Origin of the sequence: Nioella ostreopsis (assembly GCF_004000255.1) — a bacterium.
In the GTDB taxonomy this organism is placed as follows: domain Bacteria; phylum Pseudomonadota; class Alphaproteobacteria; order Rhodobacterales; family Rhodobacteraceae; genus Nioella; species Nioella ostreopsis.
Genome location: NZ_RCIQ01000001.1, coordinates 316852 through 338615, shown reverse-complemented (window position 1 = coordinate 338615; position 21764 = coordinate 316852). Strand labels below are relative to the sequence as shown.

General features: G+C 63.5%; 23 protein-coding genes. 6 read left to right on the top strand and 17 right to left on the bottom strand.

What is annotated here, in order from left to right:
• The first annotated feature begins 45 nt into the window (after positions 1–45).
• Entirely contained in the window at positions 46–435 is a 390-nt protein-coding gene (locus EP237_RS01720; protein WP_127557447.1) for a hypothetical protein, read from the top strand.
• A gap of 74 nt (positions 436–509) precedes the next feature.
• On the opposite strand, the gene proS is transcribed toward EP237_RS01720, so the two are convergent.
• Both proS and pepT read right to left on the bottom strand, forming a co-directional pair.
• A complete protein-coding gene (gene proS, locus EP237_RS01715; RefSeq protein WP_127557446.1) occupies positions 510–1853 on the bottom strand; it encodes a proline--tRNA ligase in 1344 nt (447 codons plus the stop codon).
• A gap of 59 nt (positions 1854–1912) precedes the next feature.
• Positions 1913–3154 carry a peptidase T gene (gene pepT / locus EP237_RS01710; RefSeq protein WP_127557444.1) on the bottom strand — a complete coding sequence of 414 codons (1242 nt, stop codon included), beginning with the start codon at positions 3152–3154 and terminating at the stop codon, positions 1913–1915.
• Between the two features lie 120 nt (positions 3155–3274).
• Between pepT and EP237_RS01705 the strand changes: the two genes are divergently transcribed.
• Positions 3275–4636, top strand: coding sequence for an FAD-dependent oxidoreductase (locus EP237_RS01705; RefSeq protein WP_127557442.1), 1362 nt, complete (start codon positions 3275–3277; stop codon positions 4634–4636).
• Between the two features lie 23 nt (positions 4637–4659).
• Here EP237_RS01705 and EP237_RS01700 read toward each other — a convergent pair whose 3' ends face one another.
• Positions 4660–4875, bottom strand: a complete 216-nt coding sequence (locus EP237_RS01700) for a hypothetical protein (protein ID WP_127557440.1) — start codon at positions 4873–4875, stop codon at positions 4660–4662.
• Between the two features lie 165 nt (positions 4876–5040).
• On the opposite strand from EP237_RS01700, the gene EP237_RS23420 reads away from it, so the two are divergent.
• From EP237_RS23420 to EP237_RS01690, 3 genes are all read left to right on the top strand, one after another.
• The gene (locus tag EP237_RS23420) at positions 5041–5454 is read left to right on the top strand and encodes a LysR family transcriptional regulator (RefSeq protein ID WP_240661442.1); all 414 of its coding nucleotides are present in this window, start codon (positions 5041–5043) and stop codon (positions 5452–5454) included.
• A gap of 3 nt (positions 5455–5457) precedes the next feature.
• On the top strand, positions 5458–5931 hold the full coding sequence (locus EP237_RS23415) for a LysR substrate-binding domain-containing protein (RefSeq protein ID WP_338068128.1): 474 nt from the start codon (positions 5458–5460) through the stop codon (positions 5929–5931).
• A 91-nt stretch (positions 5932–6022) separates the two neighbouring features.
• The gene (locus EP237_RS01690) at positions 6023–6439 is read left to right on the top strand and encodes a DUF3052 domain-containing protein (RefSeq protein WP_127557439.1); all 417 of its coding nucleotides are present in this window, start codon (positions 6023–6025) and stop codon (positions 6437–6439) included.
• A gap of 6 nt (positions 6440–6445) precedes the next feature.
• Here EP237_RS01690 and EP237_RS01685 read toward each other — a convergent pair whose 3' ends face one another.
• The 6 genes from EP237_RS01685 to scpA all read right to left on the bottom strand — a co-directional run bounded on the left by EP237_RS01685 (position 6446) and on the right by scpA (position 14845).
• Entirely contained in the window at positions 6446–8023 is a 1578-nt protein-coding gene (locus EP237_RS01685) for a Ppx/GppA family phosphatase (protein WP_420812495.1), read from the bottom strand.
• Positions 8024–8055: 32 nt separating this feature from the next.
• Complete coding sequence (locus tag EP237_RS01680; protein ID WP_127557437.1) at positions 8056–10230, bottom strand: RNA degradosome polyphosphate kinase; 2175 nt, start codon at positions 10228–10230, stop codon at positions 8056–8058.
• Between the two features lie 40 nt (positions 10231–10270).
• Positions 10271–10939 carry a P-loop NTPase family protein gene (locus tag EP237_RS01675; RefSeq protein ID WP_127557435.1) on the bottom strand — a complete coding sequence of 223 codons (669 nt, stop codon included), beginning with the start codon at positions 10937–10939 and terminating at the stop codon, positions 10271–10273.
• Positions 10940–10942: 3 nt separating this feature from the next.
• On the bottom strand, positions 10943–12061 hold the full coding sequence (locus EP237_RS01670) for an AI-2E family transporter (RefSeq protein WP_127557433.1): 1119 nt from the start codon (positions 12059–12061) through the stop codon (positions 10943–10945).
• 160 nt (positions 12062–12221) lie between these two features.
• The gene (locus tag EP237_RS01665) at positions 12222–12716 is read right to left on the bottom strand and encodes an MAPEG family protein (protein ID WP_127557431.1); all 495 of its coding nucleotides are present in this window, start codon (positions 12714–12716) and stop codon (positions 12222–12224) included.
• Positions 12713–14845 carry a methylmalonyl-CoA mutase gene (gene scpA / locus EP237_RS01660; RefSeq protein WP_127557429.1) on the bottom strand — a complete coding sequence of 711 codons (2133 nt, stop codon included), beginning with the start codon at positions 14843–14845 and terminating at the stop codon, positions 12713–12715. Before scpA ends, EP237_RS01665 begins: the two co-directional genes overlap by 4 nt.
• Before the next feature lie 143 nt (positions 14846–14988).
• Between scpA and EP237_RS01655 the strand changes: the two genes are divergently transcribed.
• The gene (locus EP237_RS01655) at positions 14989–15447 is read left to right on the top strand and encodes a DUF4174 domain-containing protein (RefSeq protein WP_127557427.1); all 459 of its coding nucleotides are present in this window, start codon (positions 14989–14991) and stop codon (positions 15445–15447) included.
• A gap of 10 nt (positions 15448–15457) precedes the next feature.
• Here EP237_RS01655 and EP237_RS01650 read toward each other — a convergent pair whose 3' ends face one another.
• The 8 genes from EP237_RS01650 to EP237_RS01620 all read right to left on the bottom strand — a co-directional run bounded on the left by EP237_RS01650 (position 15458) and on the right by EP237_RS01620 (position 21662).
• Entirely contained in the window at positions 15458–15850 is a 393-nt protein-coding gene (locus EP237_RS01650) for a hypothetical protein (RefSeq protein WP_127557425.1), read from the bottom strand.
• Positions 15850–17895: an acetyl-CoA carboxylase biotin carboxylase subunit gene (locus EP237_RS01645; RefSeq protein WP_127557423.1), complete on the bottom strand. Its 2046-nt coding sequence runs from the start codon at positions 17893–17895 to the stop codon at positions 15850–15852. The genes EP237_RS01650 and EP237_RS01645 overlap by 1 nt, the downstream gene beginning before the upstream one ends.
• Positions 17896–18033: 138 nt before the next feature.
• A complete protein-coding gene (locus EP237_RS01640) occupies positions 18034–18237 on the bottom strand; it encodes a hypothetical protein (protein WP_071688675.1) in 204 nt (67 codons plus the stop codon).
• A 253-nt stretch (positions 18238–18490) separates the two neighbouring features.
• Complete coding sequence (locus tag EP237_RS01635) at positions 18491–18862, bottom strand: hypothetical protein (protein ID WP_127557421.1); 372 nt, start codon at positions 18860–18862, stop codon at positions 18491–18493.
• Positions 18863–18931: 69 nt separating this feature from the next.
• Positions 18932–19078 (bottom strand): hypothetical protein, encoded by a 147-nt coding sequence (locus EP237_RS23010; RefSeq protein ID WP_164744589.1) that lies wholly within the window; start codon positions 19076–19078, stop codon positions 18932–18934.
• A gap of 202 nt (positions 19079–19280) precedes the next feature.
• Positions 19281–19667 (bottom strand): DUF6497 family protein, encoded by a 387-nt coding sequence (locus tag EP237_RS01630; RefSeq protein WP_127557419.1) that lies wholly within the window; start codon positions 19665–19667, stop codon positions 19281–19283.
• Positions 19664–20008 (bottom strand): hypothetical protein, encoded by a 345-nt coding sequence (locus EP237_RS01625; RefSeq protein WP_127557417.1) that lies wholly within the window; start codon positions 20006–20008, stop codon positions 19664–19666. Before EP237_RS01625 ends, EP237_RS01630 begins: the two co-directional genes overlap by 4 nt.
• Positions 20009–20129: 121 nt before the next feature.
• The gene (locus EP237_RS01620; RefSeq protein ID WP_127557415.1) at positions 20130–21662 is read right to left on the bottom strand and encodes an acyl-CoA carboxylase subunit beta; all 1533 of its coding nucleotides are present in this window, start codon (positions 21660–21662) and stop codon (positions 20130–20132) included.
• Positions 21663–21764 lie beyond the last annotated feature (102 nt).

The window sequence follows — 21764 nt, the reverse complement described above, 5'->3', positions numbered from 1 at the left end:
TAAAAGGATCATCGAAACACAACACCCAACACCGGAGACAAACCAATGACCCTCAAGACCTTCGCCAAAGCCGCCCTCGCAGCCGCCGCCTTCGCCGCCACCGCCAGCTCTGCCAGCGCATGGGGCTTCGACATCTGCGAGGACGTGACCATGCGCCTGCACAACTACAGCGGCCAAGCCATCCAGATTTATGACGTGGACTACTACGACTACGGTCAGGGCATCTGGCGGTCCGAGCCCTTCGAGAACCGCGTCATCCAGGACGGATACTACTTCAGCTTCACCCGCAATCTCGAAGACGTGGAAAACGCCCAGACCCGCATTCGCTTCCGCTATCGCACCACCAGCGGCGGCCGCTGGACGGGCAGCTACACCGCGCAGGGCAGCGCCTTCACCTGCCGCCACAACGCCACGGTCGATGTGCGCCTGCGCTAAGACCGCCCCTTGAAATCGAAAACCGCGCCCCGAGAGATCGAGGCGCGGTTTTTCGTTTGTCAGAGGACCGGCGGTCAGCCCATATGCGGCGCGTAGATTTCCTGCACGCGGGCGATAGCGGCCTCAAGGCTCATCTCTTCGCTCTCGCCCGTCCGGCGGCTGGTCAGTTCCACCACGCCGTTTTTCAGGCCACGCGGACCGACGGTTATCCGCCAGGGCAGGCCGATCAGGTCCATGGTGGCGAACTTGCCCCCGGCCCGTTCGTTCGTGTCGTCATAGAGCGGCTCCAGACCGGCAGCGGTCAGCGCCTTGTAAAGCTGTTCACAGGCGGCATCCGTGGCCTCATCCCCCTGACGAAGATTGACAATGCCCACATGGAAGGGCGTCACGCCCTCGGGCCAGATGATGCCCTTGTCGTCATGGCTGGCTTCGATGATCGCGCCAAGCAGGCGGCTGACGCCGATGCCGTGGCTGCCCATGTGGACCGGAACCTTCTTCCCATCCGGCCCCTGCACCTCGGCGCCCATGGCTTCGGAATACTTGGTGCCGAAATAGAAGATCTGCCCCACCTCGATCCCGCGCGCCACGCGGCGGCGCTCTTCGGGGATCTGGTTGAACAGAGCCTCGTCATGGGTCTCGTCGGTGCGCGCATATTTCGAGGTGAACTCCTCCAGCACGCCCTGACATTGTTCGACGCTGTCGTAGTCAATCTCGCGGTCGCCAAAGGTCAGATCGGTCACGGCGCTGTCGTAGAACACTTCCGACTCGCCCGTTTCGGCCAGCACCAGAAATTCATGGGTATCGTCGCCACCGATGGGGCCTGAATCGGCGCGCATCGGAATGGCTTGCAACCCCATGCGTTCATAGGTGCGCAGATAGCTGACCAGGTGGCGGTTATAGGCGTGCAACGCATCCTCTTTGGTCAGGTCGAAGTTGTAGCCGTCCTTCATGTAGAACTCGCGCCCCCGCATCACGCCAAACCGCGGGCGGATCTCGTCGCGGAACTTCCACTGGATGTGGTAGAGCGTCAGCGGCAGGTCCTTGTAGCTGCTGACATGGCTGCGGAAGATGTCGGTGATCATCTCCTCGTTGGTGGGGCCATAGAGCATGTCGCGATCATGCCGGTCTCGGATGCGCAGCATTTCCTCGCCGTAATCGTCGTAGCGGCCCGACTCACGCCACAGGTCGGCGGGTTGCAGAGTGGGCATCAACAGGGGGATATGACCGGCGCGCTGTTGTTCCTCATGTACGATATTCTCGATCTTGCGCAGCACTTTGAAGCCAAGCGGCAGCCAGGAATAGATGCCCGCCGCCTGCTGCTTGATCATGCCGGCGCGCAGCATGTAGCGGTGGCTGACGATCTGGGCCTCGGCGGGGGTTTCTTTCAGAACGGGCAGGAAGTAGCGGGACAGACGCATGTGGGCAGACCTATAGGTTCGTTTGGCCCCTGATTAGGGGAAAGGGCGCGCGGGGGCAATCAGGCTTGGGCCGCGCGGGCAGCGAGGCTGAGACAGACCTTGGTGGCGAGTGCCATATCCTGCACGCTGACCCATTCCAGCGGCCCGTGAATTTCCTGCATCCCGCAGAAGATATTCGGACATGGCACGCCCAGTTCCGTCAAGCGAGAGCCATCGGTGCCGCCGCGAATGGCGGTGCTGTCGGGGTCCATGCCGTGGTCCCTGTATGCCTCACGCGCGAGGTCTACGGGCGACATGTCCTTTTCCAGCCAGTAGCGCATGTTGCGATATTGCGGCCGGATCGCGCAGGTGATCTCGGCGCGCGGTTCGGTGGCGGCGACGGTCTCGCAGACCTGCTTCAGCAGCACGCCCTTGGCGGCGAGACCATCAAGCTCGAAATCGCGCAGGATGAAGCTCAGCTCGGCCTCGGCCGCCGTACCCGACATCGCGTAGAGATGGATGAACCCGTCGCGCCCCTCGGTCGTTTCCGGGGTCAGGGTTACATGCGGCAGGGTCTGCACGATCTTGGCGGCGAGATGCAGCGCGTTCACCAGCTTGTCCTTCGCCCATCCGGGATGCGCGGCGACACCCTTGACCGTGACCAAGGCACCATCGGCAGAAAAGCTTTCATATTCCAGCTCGCCGGGCATCGACCCATCAAGCGTATAGGCGAAATCGGCCCCCAGATCGGCGGGCAGCCGTTCATCCACGCCACGCCCGATCTCTTCATCCGGGGGGAAGGCGATACGGATTTTTCCATGTTTCTGATCCGGGTCCGACAGCAGCTTGCGCGCCATCGTCATGATGATCGCGATACCCGCCTTGTCATCGGCGCCAAGCAGCGTGGTGCCGCTCGCCGTGATGATGTCCTCGCCCACCTTCTCGGCCAGGTAGGGCGCGTTTTCGGGCGAGAGCTTCAGCCCCGGCGCGTCGGCGAAGGTGATGTCGCCGCCGTTGTAATGGCGATGGACCACCGGTTTCACCCCGGTCGCGTTGAAGGCGGGCGCGGTATCCATATGGGCGCAGAAGCCCACAACCGGCGCACCCTCCACGGTGGCCGGGATCGTCGCCAGAACCGCGCCATAGTCGGTCAGCGTCACGTCCTCGGCCCCGATCTCCTCCAGCTCCGCCTTCAGGACGCGTGCCAGATCCAGCTGAATCGTGGTCGACGGGCTGGTGGGCGAGGTCTCATCGCTTTGGGTGTCGATGGCGGCATAACGGACCAACCGGTCCTCCAGTTCGGCGTCGAAGTCTGTGCGCATTTGGGGTCCTTTCTGTTGGATCGCATCAGGGCCAAGCCGCCCGGAAGTGTCAAGCCGATTGACCCCGCCGCGCGGATGGTGATTGTAACCGTTTGACGACACCACTGGCGGAGCGCCCTCATGCTGACCATCACCGAACCGGCCCGCGAAATTCCCGTGGTCCACCAGACCGATGTGCTGGTTGTGGGCTCCGGCCCCGGGGGGCTCGCTGCCGCATTGGCCGCCGCGCGGGCGGGGGCGGAGGTGACGCTGCTGGATCGGTTCGGCTGTTTCGGGGGCAATGTCACCGTGGTCGGCGTGGAGGGCTTCGCCTGGTATCGCCATGAACAGACCGTCGAGGCGGGTGGCATTGGCTGGGAATTCGAGGAACGCGCCAAGGCCATGGGCGCGGCAGTGCCCGAAAGCCAGTCGCTGTCCTACGAGCTCGACAGCGAAGGCTTCAAACTGGTCGCCGACCGGCTGGTCGAAGAGGCGGGCATTCACCCAATGCTGCACCGGGTCTTCGTCGCGCCGATCATGGAGGGCAACGCGATCAAGGGCGTGATCGTCGAAAGCAAGGCGGGGCGCGAGGCGGTGCTGGCCAAGCGTGTTATTGACGCGACAGGCGACGCGGATGTGGCGCACCGGGCCGGTGCCCCCACCCGCAAGACCCCGCTGGAGGAAACCCAGGCCGCATCGGTGATGTTCCACGTCGCGGGCGTCGACAAGGCGAAATTCATCGACGGCGTCAAGGCCGATCCGCAGACCTATGCCAACTGGTCCACCGGCGAATGGCAGGTGGAAACGGACGGCAAGGAAGACGATATGTTTTCGCCCTTCCTCGCCAAGCCCTTCGCGCAGGCAATCCGCGACGGGGTGATCCCCGCACATCTCAACACCATTGGCGGCACCTGGGGCGCGGTGCATGACTCGGGCGAGATGACCTATATGAATCTCGTCCACCTCGCGGGCTGCGACGGGGTCGATCCCGACAGCCTGACCAGGTTCGAGATCGAGGGGCGCAAGCAGGCGATGATGGCCATCGAGGCGCTGCGCCGCTACACGCCGGGCTGCGAGGGCGTGCGGCTGCGCAATTTCGGCATGTCCATCGGCATCCGCGACAGCCGCAAGATCGACGCGGTCTACAACATGACCGAAGCGGATGTGCGCCATCAGGGCCGGTTCGAAGACACGATCGGCATCTACCCGGAATTTATCGACGGATACGGCATCCTGATCCTGCCCACGACGGGCCGCTACATGCAGATCCCCTACCGCGCGATGCTGCCCAAGGGGATCGACAACCTGCTGGTCACGGGCCGCGCCATCGGTGGCGACAAGGTTTCCCATGCAGCGGTGCGCAACATGGCCTGCTGCGCAGTCGCAGGGCAAGGCGCGGGGGTGGCGGCGGCTTTGTCACTGAAATCGAACCGAGGCCTGGCGGATGTGGACCTGACCGCCGTTCAGACAGAGCTGACCCGGCAAGGGGTTCGCATCCACTAGGCGGCCCCGCTGCCGGGCGTCCCTTACTCAGGCGCGGGCAGTTCCAGAACGACAGGCCCCTTGCGCCAGACCTGGCAGGCATCGCAGGACCCGCCCTCATCCATCTGAAAGCCGATATCAGCCAGCAGGTGTGGGGAGAGGTCTGCAAGCCGCAACAGATCCTCATCGCAGCCGGGGCCCATATCGCGCCTTTGAATGCGGCGCCCGAAATCCGCCAGCACACGCAGACTGCGGGCCAAGGCCCCTGGGCGATTGCCATTGGATAAGGGTGATATTTCCTGAACGAAAGCCATCCTGTTGCTCCAGACTCATTCTTCTAAAAACAAATTAAATTGCCATGTGGGCTTGCTGCAAACCACAATTCCTCGCATCATGAGTGAGTAAATCTAATCCAAAGGCACCCCATGCGCCTCCCCCCTCTCAACGCCCTGCGCGCCTTCGAGGCGGCGGCCCGGCATAGTGGCTACATCGCCGCGGCCGAAGAACTGCACGTCACGCGCGGAGCCATCAGCCGGCAGGTCAAGCTGCTGGAGGAGCATCTGGGCGTGCAGCTGTTCCAGCGTGGCCACAACGGCGTGACGCTGACCGAGGCGGGGCGTGGCTTGCTGCCGGTGCTGACGGATGCGTTCCGCAAGATCGCCGCGCAGACCGACCGGATGACCGAGCAGGCAACAGCGCTGCGCATCATCTGCCCGCCCACCCTGTCGATCCGCTGGCTGTTTCCGAAGCTGGCTGCGTTCCGGCAGGCGCATCCCGAGACCCCTGTCCGCCTGACAACCGACTTCTACGGGCGATCCGGCTTCGACGCGACGCGCTAGGATCTGGGTGTTTCGCTGGAATTCTGGCCGGGTCGGTCGCCGGACATACAGATCCAGCCGGTGTTCCCGATGCGCCTGTCCCCTGCCTGCGCGCCCGCGCTGCTGGAGGATGCCCCTCCACTCGTCACCCCTGCCGATTTGGGGCGGTTTACCCTGCTCCACGAAAGCGCGGCGCGAGAGGACTGGCGCATATGGGTCCAGCATTTCGGCATCGACGGGCTGGATCCCGGTCAGGGGGAAGCCTTCCCAAATCTCGACATGGCGGCCAAGGCGGCGGTGATGGGGGCTGGCGTCGTCATGGCCGATCTCTTCCTGTGCCGCGAAGAGCTGGAGCGGGGCGCGCTTGTGCTGCCCTTCCCCCACATGGCCTGCGGCACGCCCCATGGCCGCTACGCCCTGATCGGCGCGGCGGACCGCTGGAACGCGCCCGGTGTGAAGACCTTTCGCGACTGGATCGCGGCAGAAGCCACCCACTGAGCCATGTCGACCGATGACGACCGAGGCGAACGCCAAGCGCGCATCTGTGTCGCGTTTGTGCGAGAGTGACGCAAACAGCAGGAAAGGCGCCATGCCCCGCAAGCCAAGGAGCAAAGCAACCGGCTATTCCGGGAAACCTCTTTATCAGAAGCTCGGCCTGAAACCGGGGCTAAGCTACCTCGCCCTGAACGCGCCCGAACATCTTGATGAGTTGCTGACCGGGGCCGAGAGGATCGAGAGGCTATGTGCGCCGGACAAGGCCGATATTGTCCATCTGTTCTGCCCTGACCGTGAAACGCTGGACACGCAAGGCCCTGCCGCGCTCGATCTGGTGGCCGAAAAGGGGATGCTCTGGATCAGCTGGCCCAAGAAATCCTCGCCCCTGTTTCGAGATCTGACCGAGGACGGGCTGCGAGAGGTGATTCTGTCCACGGGATGGGTTGACGTGAAGGTCTGCGCCGTGGATCAGGACTGGTCGGGCCTGAAATTCCTGCGCCGCAGGGCGTAAGGCGCCTCAGCCCATCCCCTTGACCACCGGTTCGGCCCCGATGGCAGCCGCAAGCGCCTTGAACCGGGCCTGTGCGACTTCGCCGAACAGATCGCGGGCGGTATCCGTTTTCAGGGTCAGCTCCAGGATGCCTTTTTTCGGGTAGAGCTTCAGCTTGCCGTGATCCAATGGCTTTTCCAGCGTGAACATCGCCCCGAACCGCATGGCGCGGCCCATGATTTCGGCCTGTTGGACCTGCTTCTCGGTCAACAGCTCCAGCAGGGGATCAAAGCCGGTATCCTTGCGGCTGGACTTGTAGCGGTGCAGCAGGGCAAGACCCAGATAGACCCGTTCCTCATGCGTCAGCCCGCCCAGATTGGCCCGCGTTGCGTTGTCGAAACAGACCTCGGCGCGATAGTCGGGATGCGCCCGCCAGCTGACGTCATGCAACAGGCACGCGGCCCGCATCACGCGTTTCATTTCGGGACGGATACTGCCGAACAGGGGCTCGATGAACCGGTAAAGCGCCCGTCCGAAACCGGGCATCCGGGCATTGGCCAGCTCCATCTGGTAAGCGGCCTCGATCAGCGGATCACGCTGCCGCTGTTCGTCCGACATCTGTTCGTAGAGCAACCCCTCGCGGATACCGTAAGACGAGATTGCCACCTCATCGGGCTTGAAGCAGCGCACAAGTTCCTTCAGCACCAGCGAGGCCAGCGGCACAAGTGCCATCCGTTCGGCACTGGTGCCGGTGCGGGCGCGCAGGTCTTCCATATCTGCATTCTGGATATAGGCGATCGTGGCGCGGATATCCTTGCGGGTCATCCGGTATTCATGCAGCACCTTCAGGGGGTAGCCCCGGCGTTCCATGTCGATCCGGGCAATCGCCCGCCACGACCCGCCCACAAGGAACAACCGTCCCGCAGGTTCCGTGAACTGTTCCCGCAGCTCGGCAATACGATCCTTGATATGCGCCTTGATCGCCTTTTTGCCGCCCTTGATCCCTTGCAACTTCAGCGGTCCCAGATCAGAGGTTTCGCGCGCGCCGACCTGCCCGTCGCCAAGCAGTTCCGCCAGTTCCATGGACGAGCCGCCGATATCGCAGATCATGCCGAACGCGCCGGGCCAGCCAAGCAGCACACCCTGCGCCGACAGCCGAGCCTCTTCGCGCCCGTCGACCACGTGGATCGTCAAACCGGTTTCGCGTTCCGCCTCGGCCTTGAATTCCGCGCCGTCCTCGGCCTCTCGCATCGCGGCGGTGGCAACGGTGACCAGAGAGGTCACGTTCATCCCCTTGGCCAGAGCCGCAAAGCGTTTCAACGCTGCCAGCGCGCGGGGCCGGCCCGTGGCTGACAAACGCCCGGTTTCGGCAAATCCCGCGCCAAGCCCGCAGAGGATTTTTTCGTTGTAGAAATAGGCAGGTGATCGCGCCGCGCCGTCAAACACCACCATCCTGACCGAGTTGGAACCGATGTCGATCACGCCCACACGCGCCAGGTTCCGCGCATGCGGATCCTGAAACAGCGGCGTGCCGAAAAGCCCCCCGTCGGCCACAGTCCCGGACCCTGCGATACGCGGATCCGCCAATTCGGCTTGTCCCATCATGACTTGGTCATGGCACGGGGCGTGTGACTCGGTCAATCATGCGAATGCGCCAATTCAGGCACATCCGCCGCCCCCGCCGATCCACGCCCCGACAGCGACGGGTTCTGCATGAAAAAGCGGTGGCAGGAAAAGGGCTTGTCGATCTGGTCGAGGTCAGGCCGCACGAAGCTGCCATCGGCCTGCAAGACCCAGCTTTGGGCCACATCCGCCAGATTCGCAGCCATGATCTGGCTGACAATCTGCGCCTTCACCGTGGGGTTGGTGCATTCCACCAGCGTCTCCACCCGGCGGTTGAGGTTGCGCCCCATCCAGTCGGCCGAGCTGATATAGACCCGCGCCTTCTTGGCGGGCAGCCCATGACCATTGCCGAAACAGACGATGCGACTGTGTTCAAGGAACCGGCCCACGATGGATTTCACGCGGATATTGTCCGACAATCCCTTCACACCGGGACGCAATCCGCAGATGCCCCGGATCACCAGATCAATCTTCACACCGGCCTGGCTGGCCTCGTAGAGCGCGTCGATCACGTCGGAATCGATGATGCTGTTCATCTTGGCCCAGACCATCGCCGGCTTGCCTGCGCGGGCGTGTTCCGCCTCGGCCTGCAGGTTCTCGATGATCGTGGATTTGAGGTTGAGCGGCGAAATGCGCAGATTGTCCAACTTCTCCGGTTCCGCATATCCGCCCACATAATTGAACACCTTGGTGGCATCGCGGCCAAGCGCGTCGTCACAGGTAAAGAGGCTGAGGTCGGTATAGATGCGCGCCGTAATCGGGTGGTAGTTGCCGGTGCCGAAATGGGTATAGGTCACCAGCCGGTCGCCTTCACGCCGGACCACGGCGCTGATCTTGGCGTGGGTCTTGTAGTTGATGAAGCCGTACACCACATGCGCGCCCGCCCGTTCCAGCTTGCGCGACTGGCGGATATTGGCGGCCTCGTCGAACCGGGCCTTCAGTTCCACCAATGCGGTGACCGACTTGCCGTTCTCCGCCGCTTCGCACAGCGCATCGACGATGGGGGATTCGTTCGATGTCCGATAAAGCGTCTGCTTGATCGCCACCACGTTGGGATCGCGCGCCGCCTGCGCCAGAAACCGGATCACCATGTCGAAGGTTTCGTAAGGATGGTGCAGCAGCATGTCCTTTTGCCGAATGGCCGAGAACATGTCGCCCTCGTGGTCCTGCACCCGTTCGGGCACGCGCGGGGTGAAACTGGGCCACAGCAGGTCGGGCCGTTCGTCGAGCACAAGCTCCTTGAGCCGCGCGAGGCCGATCATGCCGCGCACCTCGACCACCTCGTCGCCTATGACGCCGAGCTGTTCGCAGATTTCCTCTTTCAGGGCGGGCGGCGCCCCGGCCGAGACCTGAAGGCGCACCACATGACCCCGGCGGCGGCGCTTCAGGGCGGTCTCAAACTCGCGCACCAGATCCTCGGCCTCTTCCTCCACTTCCAGATCGCTGTCGCGCAGCACCCGGAACATGCACGATCCGGTCAGCTTGTAGCCGGGGAAAAGCGCGCCGATCTTCAGCAGCAGCAATTCCTCCAGCGGCAGGAACCGCGCGGCGCCTTCCGGCGCGGGCAGGCGCACGAAGCGGTCGATCTGGCCGGGGATCGGCAACAGCGCCTGCAAGGGCCGCCCGTCGCGCTCCCGCTTCATCTGCAAGGCCAGCGACACGCCTTCATTCGGGATGAAGGGGAAGGGATGGGCCGGGTCGATGGCCAGGGGCGACAGCACCGGGAAGACATTGGACAGGAAGATATCGTCCAGCGCGGCCTTGTCGGCGGATTTGAGGGCCGAGCGGGTCACGACGGTGATTTTCTCGGCTTCCATCTCGGATTTCAGCGCATTCCACGCCGCCTGTTGCGACTGCATCAGCTTGCGCGCATCCGCATTGATCAGGCGCAACTGTTCTGCGGGCGTGCGCCCGTCATCGGAGGGCGCGGTGTTTCCTTCGTTCGCCAATTCGCGCAGGCCCGCCACGCGGACGGTGTAGAATTCATCGAGGTTGGCAGACGATATCGAGACGAACCGCACCCGTTCCAGCAAGGGGACGCGGGGGTTCTCCGCCTCTTCCAGCACCCGCCAGTTGAAGGCCAGCCAGCTAAGCTCGCGGTTGAAAAAGCGCTGCGGCCCGCTGCGCTGCGCTTCGGGAAGCTCGACAGGGGCGGGGATGGGTTCGTGCAGGAAATCGGCGTTGATCATATGGCTGCCATAGGCTTGGGGTGTGACACCAGCGTGACACTCATTCCGTCAGGTCTGCAAGCAGGCTGGCGATCATGGGCTTCGTGGGTCGTGTCTTGTCGCGCAGGGCGCGGGCGTCGATAGCCTCGACCAAGCGTCGGGCCGCAACGAAGGACCGCTCCATCCGCAGAACCGCATAAGAAATCAGGTCAGGGCCAAGCGCAAGCTGACGGTCCGCCGCAAGTTTGACCATCACAGCGGACAGAAGCACATCGTCGGGGCCTTGAAGCTTCAGAACCCCGGCCTGCTGCATGCGGCTTTTCAGATCGGGCAGCGTGACGTGCCAGCGGGAGGGATCGGTGCGCGCCGTCAGCAGGATCCGCCCGCCCTGCCCCAATACCGCGTTGTGCACGTGAAAGAGCGCGGTCTCGGCCGCGTCCCCCATGATCCGGTCAGCGTCCTCGACCACCAGTGCGGGGCCGGCATCATCGGGTGACATGTCCGCAAGCGCCACCGCATCGACCACCCGCGCGCCGGTCATTGCGGCCCAGACATGCGCCAGATGGGTCTTGCCCGACGCCTCCGGTCCGACCAGCACCATCTTGCCATGCGGCCAGTCCTGCCACGCCTCGATCCCGGCCACGGCGGCGGCATTGGCATCGGAGACGAAGAAGTCATCCCGCCCGAGAGCGGTGCGCACGGGTAAATCGAGGAGAAGCTGTTCGGCCATCACTTACATGTCGTCGTCTTCGGCGTGGCCTTCAAGCCCCTTGTAGAGGCGACCCTCTCGATATTGTGCCATACCGTAGCGCACCAGAACCCCGATCATCGCGGCAACGGGCACCGCGACCAGCATGCCGACAAACCCGAAGATCGAGCCGAACGCCGCAAGCGCAAAGAGCAACCAGACCGGATGCAGCCCGACCGAGCTGCCGACAAGGTTGGGGGTCAGAACGTTGCCCTCTGCCACCTGACCCACGGCGAAGATCACCGCGACGATGCCGATCCGCAGCCAGTCCGTGGCATGGCGCACGGTTTCGCCATCCACAACCTCGCTATACCCCCAGTACTGGAAAAGCGCGAGGCCGATGGCCAGCACACCGCCCACCAAAGCCCCAACATAGGGAATGAAGGTCAGCGCCCCGGCGATCAGCCCGACAATCAGGCCGAAATTCAGCCCCACGGACATCAGCGCGATGGCGTAGAAGATCCCGAGGATCAGGCAGACGGTCCCCTGACCGCGCACGAAACTGGCCAGCGTCCGGTCGATCTCGGACGCCAGCTGCCGGATCACCGGCGCGTGGTCGCGGGGCAGCAGGTCGTCGATGCCCGCGATCATCCGGTCCCAGTCGAGCAGAAGGTAGAAGGCCACCACCGGCGCGATGACCAGAACCACAACGCTGTTGATGGCCGCACCCGCCGAGGACAGGACCGAAGAGATCACCGAGCCGATCTGGCTGCGGGCAGAGGCCAGCACATCGGCGATTGTCTGGCGTGCGGCAGAATCCTCCTGAATCAGCGTCGGGAACCGCTCCACCAGCACATCGCGCACGGTTTCGTAAAGCTCGGGTGCGGCCTGTACGAGGGCGATCACCTGCCCGATCAGCATCGGCAGCACCAGAAGCAGCGCCAGCAGGAACAGCAAGACCGAGAAGGCAAAGATCACCACGGTTGCCATCGCCCGGCTGAAGCCGCGTTCCTCCAGCCGGTCGGCCAGCGGATCGAGGCAATAGGCAATCGCCCCGCCCACCACGAAGGGCAGCAGAACCTGCCCCAGAAACCACATCAGCAAAAGGAAGACAGCTGTCGCAAATCCCCAATAGGTCGCTTGCTGTTTCACGGGCAGGGCCATGGGGCGGTCGTCCTTCCTTGGGCGCGGCAGTCAATTGCCCCAAGCTGCCCCTGACGGGCGGGGTTTTCAAGCCGAAGCTGGCAATTTCGCTGAGCAGAGCACTTGCGCGCGCCGTTGTCACCAACGCAGACATGAAAAAGACCCCGCATCGCGCGGGGCCTTATCCCTTGAGCAAGCTCCAGATCACCCAAAGGGCAACAACGAGGGTCGGATAGAAACTCGCGGCGAATCCGAAGCCACGCAGAGGCGGCGAAAGGTGATAGCCTACCCAGAACAGCAACCGCGTCACAAGAAAGCCCAGAGCCAGCCAGATCGCTGCCCCCGGATGGGACAGCACGCTAGCCATAGGCCAGATGGCCGCCGCCAGAACCAGCTGCTCGGTCGTATTGGTCAGAACCCGCTGGTCGATCTGCGCAGCGCTGCCTTCTGCGTAAGGCTGGCCATCTATGATGCTGTCGTCGAAGAAGCGCCGCTGCGCCAGCCGACCGATCATCAGAAGCAGCGGGCTCCCTGCCAGGAAGCCGGCAAGGCTCAATCCTTCCGCGAGGCCCTGTCCCTCGAAGGCAGAGGCAGGGGCAATCGCCCAGCTCACCAGGGCCACGGACCAGATCAGCCCGGCGGCCATCCCGACAAGAATGACCGCCCGCTTGCTCATGTCGCCCGAGCCTCGCGGACGATGTCGAGAATCTTCTTGGCCGCTTCGGGAATGTTCGTTCCCGGCCCGAAGATCGCCTTCACCCCGGCATTGTAGAGGAAGTCGTAATCCTGCTGCGGAATGACCCCGCCGCAGATCACGATGATGTCCCCAGCCCCTTCAGCCTTCAGCGCCTCGATCAGCTTGGGTGCCAGTGTTTTGTGCCCCGCCGCCTGGGAACTGATGCCGATGATATGCACGTCATTGTCGATGGCGTCCTGTGCGGCCTCTTCTGGCGTCTGGAACAGCGGGCCCACATCCACGTCGAACCCGATATCGGCGAAGGCCGTGGCAATCACCTTGGCACCCCGGTCATGCCCGTCCTGGCCCATCTTCACGACCAGCATGCGCGGGCGGCGGCCTTCTTCCTCGGCAAATTTTTCCACATCGGCCTGGATCGCGGCGAAGCCCTTATCGCCCTCATAGGCGGCCCCATAGACCCCGGCCAGCGTCTTGACCTCGGCGCGGTGGCGGCCGAACTGCTTTTCCATAGCCATGCTGATTTCTCCGACAGATGCGCGGGCGCGGGCCGCTTCCACGGCTGCCTCCAGCAGGTTGCCGCCCGCTTCGGCGCGGCGGGTGAGTTCATCGAGCGCCGCCTGACAGGCCGCCTCGTCGCGTGACGCCCGGATCTTCTCCAGCCGGGCAATCTGGCTGTCGCGGACCTTCACATTGTCCACATCGAGAATGTCGATCGGGTCCTCGTGATCCTTGCGGTACTTGTTGACGCCGACGATCACCTCGTCGCCCCGGTCGATCATCGCCTGCCTGCGCGCTGCCGTTTCCTCGATGCGCAGCTTGGGCATGCCGGAGGCCACGGCCTTGGTCATGCCGCCCATCTCCTCGACTTCCTCGATGAGCGCCCAAGCTTTCTCCGCCAGTTCCGCCGTCAGCGCCTCGACGTAGTATGAGCCCGCCAGCGGATCGACCACGTTGGTGATGCCGGTTTCTTCCTGCAGGATCAGCTGCGTGTTGCGGGCAATCCGCGCGCTGAATTCCGTCGGTAGGGCAATCGCCTCATCGAGCGCGTTGGTGTGCAGCGATTGCGTTCCACCAAGCGCCGCCGCCATCGCCTCATAGGCCGTGCGGATGACGTTGTTATAGGGGTCCTGTTCCTGCAAGGACACGCCCGAGGTCTGGCAATGGGTGCGCAGCATCTTGGACCGGGGGTTCTTCGCCCCGAACTCGTCCATGATGCGATGCCACAGCAGACGCGCGGCGCGCAGCTTGGCCGCTTCCATGAAGAAATTCATGCCGATGGCGAAGAAGAACGACAGGCGCCCGGCGAACTTGTCCACATCCATGCCCGCGTCAATGGCCGCGCGCACATATTCGCGCCCGTCAGCCAGCGTGTAGGCCAGCTCCTGCACCAGGTTCGCGCCCGCTTCCTGCATGTGATAGCCGGAGATCGAGATCGAGTTGAACTTGGGCATCTCGTTCGAGGTGTATTCGATAATGTCCGAGATGATCCGCATCGAAGGTTCCGGCGGATAGATATAGGTGTTGCGGACCATGAACTCCTTCAGGATGTCGTTCTGGATGGTCCCTGCGAGCAACGCCTTGTCATGCCCCTGCTCCTCGCCCGTCACGATGAAATTGGCGAGGATCGGGATCACCGCGCCGTTCATGGTCATGGACACGGAGATCTTATCGAGCGGGATGCCGTCGAAGAGGATCTTCATATCCTCGACAGAGTCGATGGCGACGCCCGCCTTGCCGACGTCACCCTCCACCCGCGGATGGTCGCTGTCATAGCCGCGGTGCGTGGCCAGGTCGAAGGCGACCGACACGCCCTGCTGCCCGGCGGCCAAAGCCTTGCGGTAAAACGCGTTGGACTCTTCCGCCGTGGAAAACCCCGCATATTGCCGGATCGTCCAGGGGCGGCCCGCATACATCGTGGCCTTGACGCCGCGCGTGAACGGCTCCTGCCCGGGCACCGTGCCCATATGCGGCAGATCGGCAGTGTCCTCCTCGGTATAGAGGGGCTTTACAGCGATGCCTTCCAGCGTGTTCCACGTCAGGTCATCCGGCGAACGGCCCCGGAGTTCCTTTGCGGCCATGTCCTGCCAGGCTTGGGTCTTGTCGCTCATCTTTTCGGTCCTCTTCTCAATCCCGCGCCGGGGGGCAATCGCCCCTGCCCCGCGCCATGCAGGGACGCTTTCTTGCGCCCATGCGGTTATGCCTCTTCGCTTTCACGGAACGCGCGCCTATATCTTTGACATACGGAGGTTTCATGCGCGCAGTCCTGCCCCTGATCACCGCCTTGTTGCTGGCCCTGCCAGCCATGGCGCAAGACACCGAGACACCCCCCGTGGCGGAAGAGAGTCCCGCCCCGGAATTGCTGATCCTTGATGCCACCGAGACCACGCTGGACGAGCATCTCTGGGCCTCTCGCCCGATTGTCGTCTTCGCCGACACGCCCCGCGATCCCCGGTTCCAGGACCAGCTCGATCTGCTGTTGGAACGCCCCGGCCCGCTGATCGAGCGCGACGTGGTGGTGATCTTCGACGCCGATCCCGACGCCAATTCCGAAATACGGCAGGCGCTGCGCCCGCGCGGCTTTTCGCTGGTGATCCTACAGCGCGACGGGCGCGTTGCCCTGCGCAAACCCACGCCATGGGACGTGCGCGAGATCACCCGCGCCATCGACAACCTGCCGATGCGGATCGAGGAAATGGGGCTGTCGCAATAGGCCGTTTCGGTCATCGCTCCCCCCCCATTCCGCCAAGGATCACGCCGCCTGCAAGGAAAAGCGCGCCAAGCGCCACCAGACCTGACGTTGCCGGATCGGCATCCAACCCCAGAACCGCGCCCATCAGCCCGCCACTGGTCAGCATCAGCGCCAATGCCGCGATCCCGGCAAGGGTTAGCCACCGCCGCCCAAGCCAAAGCCGCAAGGCCCCGGCCCACACGCTGGCACCAGCGACAACCGCCAGCAGCAGCGCCGCCATCAACGGCCCGGCCTTGACCTGATCGCTCAGGAAATCGGCCAGCAGCAGCCAGACTACACCCGCCATCGCCCCGAGCCCGGCCAGAAAGCCGAGCCCGTGCACCACCCAGATCCGGGTGGGGGCATAGGGCGGGTGCGCTGTCATCACTCGAATTCCATGATCACGTCATCCACCGCCAGGCTGTCGCCCGCCGCCGCGTTGATCTTGGACACGATGCCCTTCTTCTCGGCCCGCAGGATGTTTTCCATCTTCATGGCTTCCACGGTGCAGAGCGCCTGACCCTCCTGCACTTCCTGTCCGACCTCGACATTCACCTTCACGATGAGGCCGGGCATCGGGCAGAGCAGCAGTTTGGACGTGTCGGGCGCGACCTTTTCCGGCATCAGCGCCGCCAGTTCCGCCTGACGCGGGCTGCGCACCTTCACGGCCAGATCGGCCCCGCGCGTCCGCAGACGGAAGCCTTGCGTGATCTTGCCCACTTTCAGCACCAGCGGGCTGCCGTTCACATCGAGCACCGCCAGTTGGTCACCCGGTGTCCAGTCGCTGGCCACCCGCAGAACCTCACCATCAGGGAAGGTCACGGTCGATCCGTCGTGATCGGCGTCGATATGCACGGGGAAGCTTTCGCCCTGTAGCGCCACGACCCAATCGGTGGACACCACCCGTTCATGGTTGTCCATCCGGCCCGACACCCGCGCGCGGCGGATCTCGGCAACCCGATGCATCGCAGCGGCAGAGGCGGCAACGCGGCGCAGGTCATCCTCTGGCAGGGTCACGCCCTCGAACCCGTCGGGATATTCCTCGGCGATGAAGGCCGTGGTCATGTCGCCCGAGATGAATTTCGGGTGATCCATCACGGCGGACAGGAAGGGCAGGTTGTGGCCGATGCCCTCCACCTCGAAACTGTCCAGCGCGATCCGCATCGCTTCGATTGCCTGCGCACGGGTGGGCGCCCATGTGCAAAGCTTGGCGATCATCGGGTCGTAATACATGCTGATCTCGCCGCCCTCATAGACGCCGGTATCGTTGCGCACGGCGGTCGCGCCCTCAGGCGCGTCGCCCTGCCATTTGCCATTCACGAGGAGCGGCCCGGCAGCCACTTCCGCCGGCGGGCGATAGCGGGTCAGACGGCCGATAGAGGGCAGGAAGCCGCGATAGGGATCTTCCGCATAAAGCCGGTTTTCAATCGCCCACCCTGTCAGTTTCACATCGTCCTGGGTGATCGACAGCGGCTCCCCCGCCGCAACGCGGATCATCTGTTCCACCAGATCGACGCCGGTGATCAGTTCGGTCACCGGATGTTCCACCTGCAGGCGGGTGTTCATTTCGAGGAAGTAGAAATTCTGCTGCCCATCCACGATGAACTCAACCGTTCCCGCGCTGGCATAGCCCACGGCCTTGGCCAGCGCGACCGCCTGTTCGCCCATGGCCTTGCGGGTCGCTTCGTCGAGGAAGGGCGACGGCGCTTCCTCGACCACTTTCTGGTTGCGCCGCTGGATGGAGCATTCGCGTTCACCGAGGTAGATCCCGTTGCCATGCGCATCGCACAGAACCTGAATTTCGATATGGCGCGGTTGGGTGACGAATTTCTCGATGAAGATCCGGTCATCGCCAAAGCTGTTGGCGGCCTCGTTCTTGGACGACTGGAAGCCTTCGCGCGCCTCCTCGTCGTTCCACGCGATCCGCATGCCCTTGCCACCGCCGCCGGCGCTGGCCTTGATCATGACCGGGTAGCCGACTTCGTTGGAAATCTTTACCGCATCCTCGGCATCCTCAATCAGCCCCATGTAACCGGGCACTGTGGATACGTGTGCGTCCTGTGCAATCTTCTTCGAGGTGATCTTGTCGCCCATGGCCTCGATCGCACCGACCGGGGGGCCAACAAACGCCACGCCAGCCGCTTCAAGAGCTTCCGCGAACTTGCTGTTCTCAGAGAGGAACCCATACCCGGGGTGAACCGCCTCAGCGCCCGAGGCCTTGATCGCCTCCATCACCTTGTCGATGACGATGTAAGACTGGTTCGCGGGCGGAGGTCCGATATGTATAGCCTCGTCCGCCATCTGAACATGCAGCGCATGCTTGTCGGCGTCCGAATAAATGGCGACTGTCGTGATCCCCATCTTCTTGGCTGTCTTCATCACGCGGCAGGCAATCTCGCCCCGGTTCGCGATCAGGATCTTGTTGAACATGGTCCCTTGTCCTCCTCTTACGCCGGGGCCGTTACGGCAGGCGTGGAAACGAAAAAGGACCATCCGGGGCGGTCAGCCCTGGATGGTCCCATTGAATTGCCGATCTGCGCGCGATGCGCAGATGCTATGTCTGGTGTGTCAGCAGAGATTAACGTCGTCGCAAAGTGCGCCAGCAGCCGCGCCGACAACAGCGCCGGTTGCCACGCTGCCACCAAGCACCGCCGCACCGACGCCGCCCGCTGCGGCACCGACGGCCGCACGATCCAGATCCGTTCGAGCAAAGCAGCCCGACAGAAGCGTTGCCGCGATCGCGCACACCGCAATGAGTTTGATTTTTTGCATGTTGCTCGTGCCTCTTCCCGTTCTTTTTTCAAGTGGCGTGACCCACCTTTGAAAAAAGACGGCCCGCCGTCAACGCCGACGGGCCGCTCTGAAGGGGAAGGGTAACACGTCACATTACCACCGGCCCGTTTGAAGCTGGGGACTAGGGCCGGCAAGATGACGTTTGCACGTGGCCGAGCGCCGCGCGAGTTGGAAAAACCGAAGGCCAGTTTTTGGGCGCGTTTCTGCGCAATTCCAAGGGCCATAGGCAGGTTCATGCCGACCCCTCCCAATGGCCCGTCCCATCAAAAGCCTCGGGGAAAGAGGCCCGCGCGCGCGCCACGTCCAACTGCAACAGCGCCTCGTAATCCTCTGGATCGAAAGGATCATCCAGCGCGATCACTTCGCGCCCGAAAAGCCAGGACAGACGGCCTGCATCAAGGTTGCCGCGCTCAAAGGGCTGGTCGCCAAAGTAGAGCCAGAGCGCCTCGACAAAGGCCGCATCGGCGCGGCGGTCGGCCGGGCGCCGGTCGGCATAGCGTTCGCGCGCAATCAGAGGCGTCGCGCCCTTCTTGTTCTCGCGCCGGATGGTGAACTGATAGTCGGTGCCGGGCATCCGACCCGGAAAGCCACGATGCTTGATCATGCCCACGCCCCCAAGAGTGCAGGGACGCGGTAGGGCCGGACGGGGGTGTCCCGCCCGGTCCGGTCTGCGTCAGTCGTATTTGTTGCTATACACCGGCTCTGCCTGAATGGGGGCGGGGTCGATGATGATGATTTCTTCTGGCTCTGGGGCCGGCGCACATGCCGTGACGCCGACAAGAAGGCCCAAAGCGAGAAGCGCTTTGATGCGGTTGGACATCCTGCTCTCCTATCGTTTTTTGTCCCGGTCGCTTGGGGGCGGACCGGGTTCCCGGGAATGGCCGTACACACATGGCCAAATTTGATCATACCCGAAACGACGGCGGAAAAGCAGCCAAATGATGGCAGGAATATGTCCTGTGTCCGCGCTGCATCAGAAAGATATCCACAGCAGGAACGTCTCGCAACATGTTGTAGGGTCATCAGAAATCCTCCCAGATGCAGGACCCGTCCTGAACGCGATATCCGGCGAAGACCTGCGTGACGCCAGGGGCTGGCTGACCACGTTCGACCCGCTCGCTCATCACCTGCACCACGATCTGATCGGGGGTTTGGTCGGCTTCTGCCGCCGCTGCAAGCCCCCATGTGTCGCAGATCACACCGGTATCCTCGGCCATCTCTTCGGCACTGATCCGCACCCCGTCCAGCGACGGGGCCAGCACCTGAAGGATCAGCCAGGTCTCACCGCCCGGCTGGTCCTCGCTGATCATTCCCGCCAGTTCCACGGCAAGGCCCGAGGGCAGCTCCAGCGCCTCCTCGCGGCAGCCCGCCAGCGCAGTCAGCGCCAGGATCACCGCCAGCGCCCTCATGCCCGCAGCCCCGCGAAGGCCGCCCAACGGGCGCGGTTGCGGGGGCAGGAGAGCACACCCGCGATCCTGGTTTCGAGGCCCGCACGGGGGGCGGGGCCCTCGACCCGCCCGCCCGCGCGCAGCCTCAGCCCGTGATCCTGCTCCTCCACATGAACCACGGGGGAAAAGCCGCGCACGTCCCTCAACGCGCGCCACATGTCCTGCCGGACCTGCTGCGCCAGACGCAGCTTTCCCATGTTCGGAAATTCGGCCACCACGCCGATATCGAACCGCGCGGGCAGGTGTCGTGCCAGTGTCAGCGACGCGTCCTCACGCAGGATATGCCAGCGGCGGGCGGTCATTGCCCACCTGCCCGCTGCAACATCCTGTGCGTGATCCTGCGCATATCGGTTCCTTGAATTAGGGTTCCCCCGCCCGTGCCGCCGGCCGGACCTGGGCGGGGGATAGACCCGAGAAAGAAGCTCAAAGGGGAATGTTGTCGTGCTTCTTCCACGGATTCTGGAGTTTCTTGCCGCGCAGCGAGGCAAAAGCGCGGCAGATGCGCTTGCGGGTGCTGCGAGGTTGGATGACCTCGTCGATGAAACCACGTTCCGCCGCCACGAATGGGTTGGCGAAGCGGTCTTCGTAGTCCTTCGTATGGGCCGCGATTTTCTTGGCATCGCCCAGATCGGCGCGGTGAATGATCTCGGTCGCGCCCTTGGCGCCCATCACCGCAATCTCGGCGGTCGGCCACGCGTAGTTGAAATCGCCGCGCAGGTGCTTTGACGCCATCACGTCATAAGCGCCGCCATAGGCCTTGCGGGTGATCACGGTCACTTTCGGTACCGTCGCTTCGCCATAGGCAAAGAGCAGCTTTGCGCCATGCTTGATGACGCCGCCATATTCCTGGCTGGTGCCGGGCAGGAAGCCGGGCACATCGACCAGCGTCAGGATCGGAATCTCGAACGCATCGCAGAACCGCACGAAGCGCGCGGCCTTGCGGGAACTGTCGATATCCAGACAGCCCGCCAGCACCATCGGCTGGTTCGCCACCACGCCCACGGTAGACCCTTCCAGGCGGACAAACCCGGTCAGGATGTTCTTGGCATAGTCTTCCTGGATCTCGTAGAAATCGCCCTCATCCGCCAGTTTGTAGATCAGCTCCTTCATGTCATAGGGGCTGTTGGGATTGTCGGGGATCAGGGTGTCGAGGCTGTCCTCCACCCGCGCCACATCGTCAAAGAAGGGGCGGACCGGGGGCTTTTCGCGATTGTTGAGCGGCAGGAAGTCGACCAGGCGGCGGACCTCTGCCATCGCCTCCACATCGTTTTCGAACGCGCCATCGGCGACGGAGCTCTTCTTGGTGTGCGTAGACGCGCCGCCCAGTTCCTCAGCGGTGACAACCTCGTTCGTCACGGTCTTGACCACGTCGGGGCCGGTCACGAACATGTAGGAGCTGTCCTTCACCATGAAGATGAAGTCGGTCATGGCGGGGGAATAGACAGCACCGCCCGCGCACGGCCCCATGATGACGCTGATTTGCGGCACCACGCCAGAGGCCATGATGTTGCGCTGGAACACCTCGGCATAGCCAGCGAGGCTGTCTACACCCTCTTGAATGCGCGCACCGCCGGAATCGTTGATGCCAATCACCGGCGCGCCGTTCTGCATCGCCATGTCCATGATCTTGCAGATCTTTTGCGCGTGGGTGGCGGACAGCGACCCGCCAAAAACGGTGAAATCCTGGCTGAACACATAGACCATGCGGCCATTGACGGTGCCCCATCCGGTCACCACGCCATCGCCACGCGGTTTGGATTTTTCCATGCCGAAATCGGTGCATCGGTGGGTCTTGAACATGTCGAACTCTTCGAAGGAGTCCTCGTCCAGCAGCAGATCGATCCGCTCACGCGCCGTCAGCTTGCCCTTGGCGTGCTGGCTGTCGATGCGCTTCTGGCCGCCACCCAACCGGGCCTCTTCCCGGCGATGTTCCAATTCCTGCAGGATGTCTTTCATGGGGTCCCCTTCCTCCCGTGCCGGAACGGGAGCGACCCGTCCGTCGATGCGAATTCGAGGGGAACCTAGCGAGTTGATCGCGAAAGGCCAGCGGAATCCGGC

Coding starts and splice junctions, on each gene's coding strand:
- EP237_RS01720 (WP_127557447.1), top strand. CDS start 46: ATGACCCTCAAGACCTTCGCCAAAGCCGCCCTCGCAGCCGCCGCCTTC.
- proS (WP_127557446.1), bottom strand. CDS start 1,853: ATGCGTCTGTCCCGCTACTTCCTGCCCGTTCTGAAAGAAACCCCCGCC.
- pepT (WP_127557444.1), bottom strand. CDS start 3,154: ATGCGCACAGACTTCGACGCCGAACTGGAGGACCGGTTGGTCCGTTAT.
- EP237_RS01705 (WP_127557442.1), top strand. CDS start 3,275: ATGCTGACCATCACCGAACCGGCCCGCGAAATTCCCGTGGTCCACCAG.
- EP237_RS23420 (WP_240661442.1), top strand. CDS start 5,041: ATGCGCCTCCCCCCTCTCAACGCCCTGCGCGCCTTCGAGGCGGCGGCC.
- EP237_RS01690 (WP_127557439.1), top strand. CDS start 6,023: ATGCCCCGCAAGCCAAGGAGCAAAGCAACCGGCTATTCCGGGAAACCT.
- EP237_RS01685 (WP_420812495.1), bottom strand. CDS start 8,023: ATGATGGGACAAGCCGAATTGGCGGATCCGCGTATCGCAGGGTCCGGG.
- EP237_RS01680 (WP_127557437.1), bottom strand. CDS start 10,230: ATGATCAACGCCGATTTCCTGCACGAACCCATCCCCGCCCCTGTCGAG.
- EP237_RS01675 (WP_127557435.1), bottom strand. CDS start 10,939: ATGGCCGAACAGCTTCTCCTCGATTTACCCGTGCGCACCGCTCTCGGG.
- EP237_RS01670 (WP_127557433.1), bottom strand. CDS start 12,061: ATGGCCCTGCCCGTGAAACAGCAAGCGACCTATTGGGGATTTGCGACA.
- EP237_RS01665 (WP_127557431.1), bottom strand. CDS start 12,716: ATGAGCAAGCGGGCGGTCATTCTTGTCGGGATGGCCGCCGGGCTGATC.
- scpA (WP_127557429.1), bottom strand. CDS start 14,845: ATGAGCGACAAGACCCAAGCCTGGCAGGACATGGCCGCAAAGGAACTC.
- EP237_RS01655 (WP_127557427.1), top strand. CDS start 14,989: ATGCGCGCAGTCCTGCCCCTGATCACCGCCTTGTTGCTGGCCCTGCCA.
- EP237_RS01650 (WP_127557425.1), bottom strand. CDS start 15,850: ATGACAGCGCACCCGCCCTATGCCCCCACCCGGATCTGGGTGGTGCAC.
- EP237_RS01645 (WP_127557423.1), bottom strand. CDS start 17,895: ATGTTCAACAAGATCCTGATCGCGAACCGGGGCGAGATTGCCTGCCGC.
- EP237_RS01640 (WP_071688675.1), bottom strand. CDS start 18,237: ATGCAAAAAATCAAACTCATTGCGGTGTGCGCGATCGCGGCAACGCTT.
- EP237_RS01635 (WP_127557421.1), bottom strand. CDS start 18,862: ATGATCAAGCATCGTGGCTTTCCGGGTCGGATGCCCGGCACCGACTAT.
- EP237_RS23010 (WP_164744589.1), bottom strand. CDS start 19,078: ATGTCCAACCGCATCAAAGCGCTTCTCGCTTTGGGCCTTCTTGTCGGC.
- EP237_RS01630 (WP_127557419.1), bottom strand. CDS start 19,667: ATGAGGGCGCTGGCGGTGATCCTGGCGCTGACTGCGCTGGCGGGCTGC.
- EP237_RS01625 (WP_127557417.1), bottom strand. CDS start 20,008: ATGACCGCCCGCCGCTGGCATATCCTGCGTGAGGACGCGTCGCTGACA.
- EP237_RS01620 (WP_127557415.1), bottom strand. CDS start 21,662: ATGAAAGACATCCTGCAGGAATTGGAACATCGCCGGGAAGAGGCCCGG.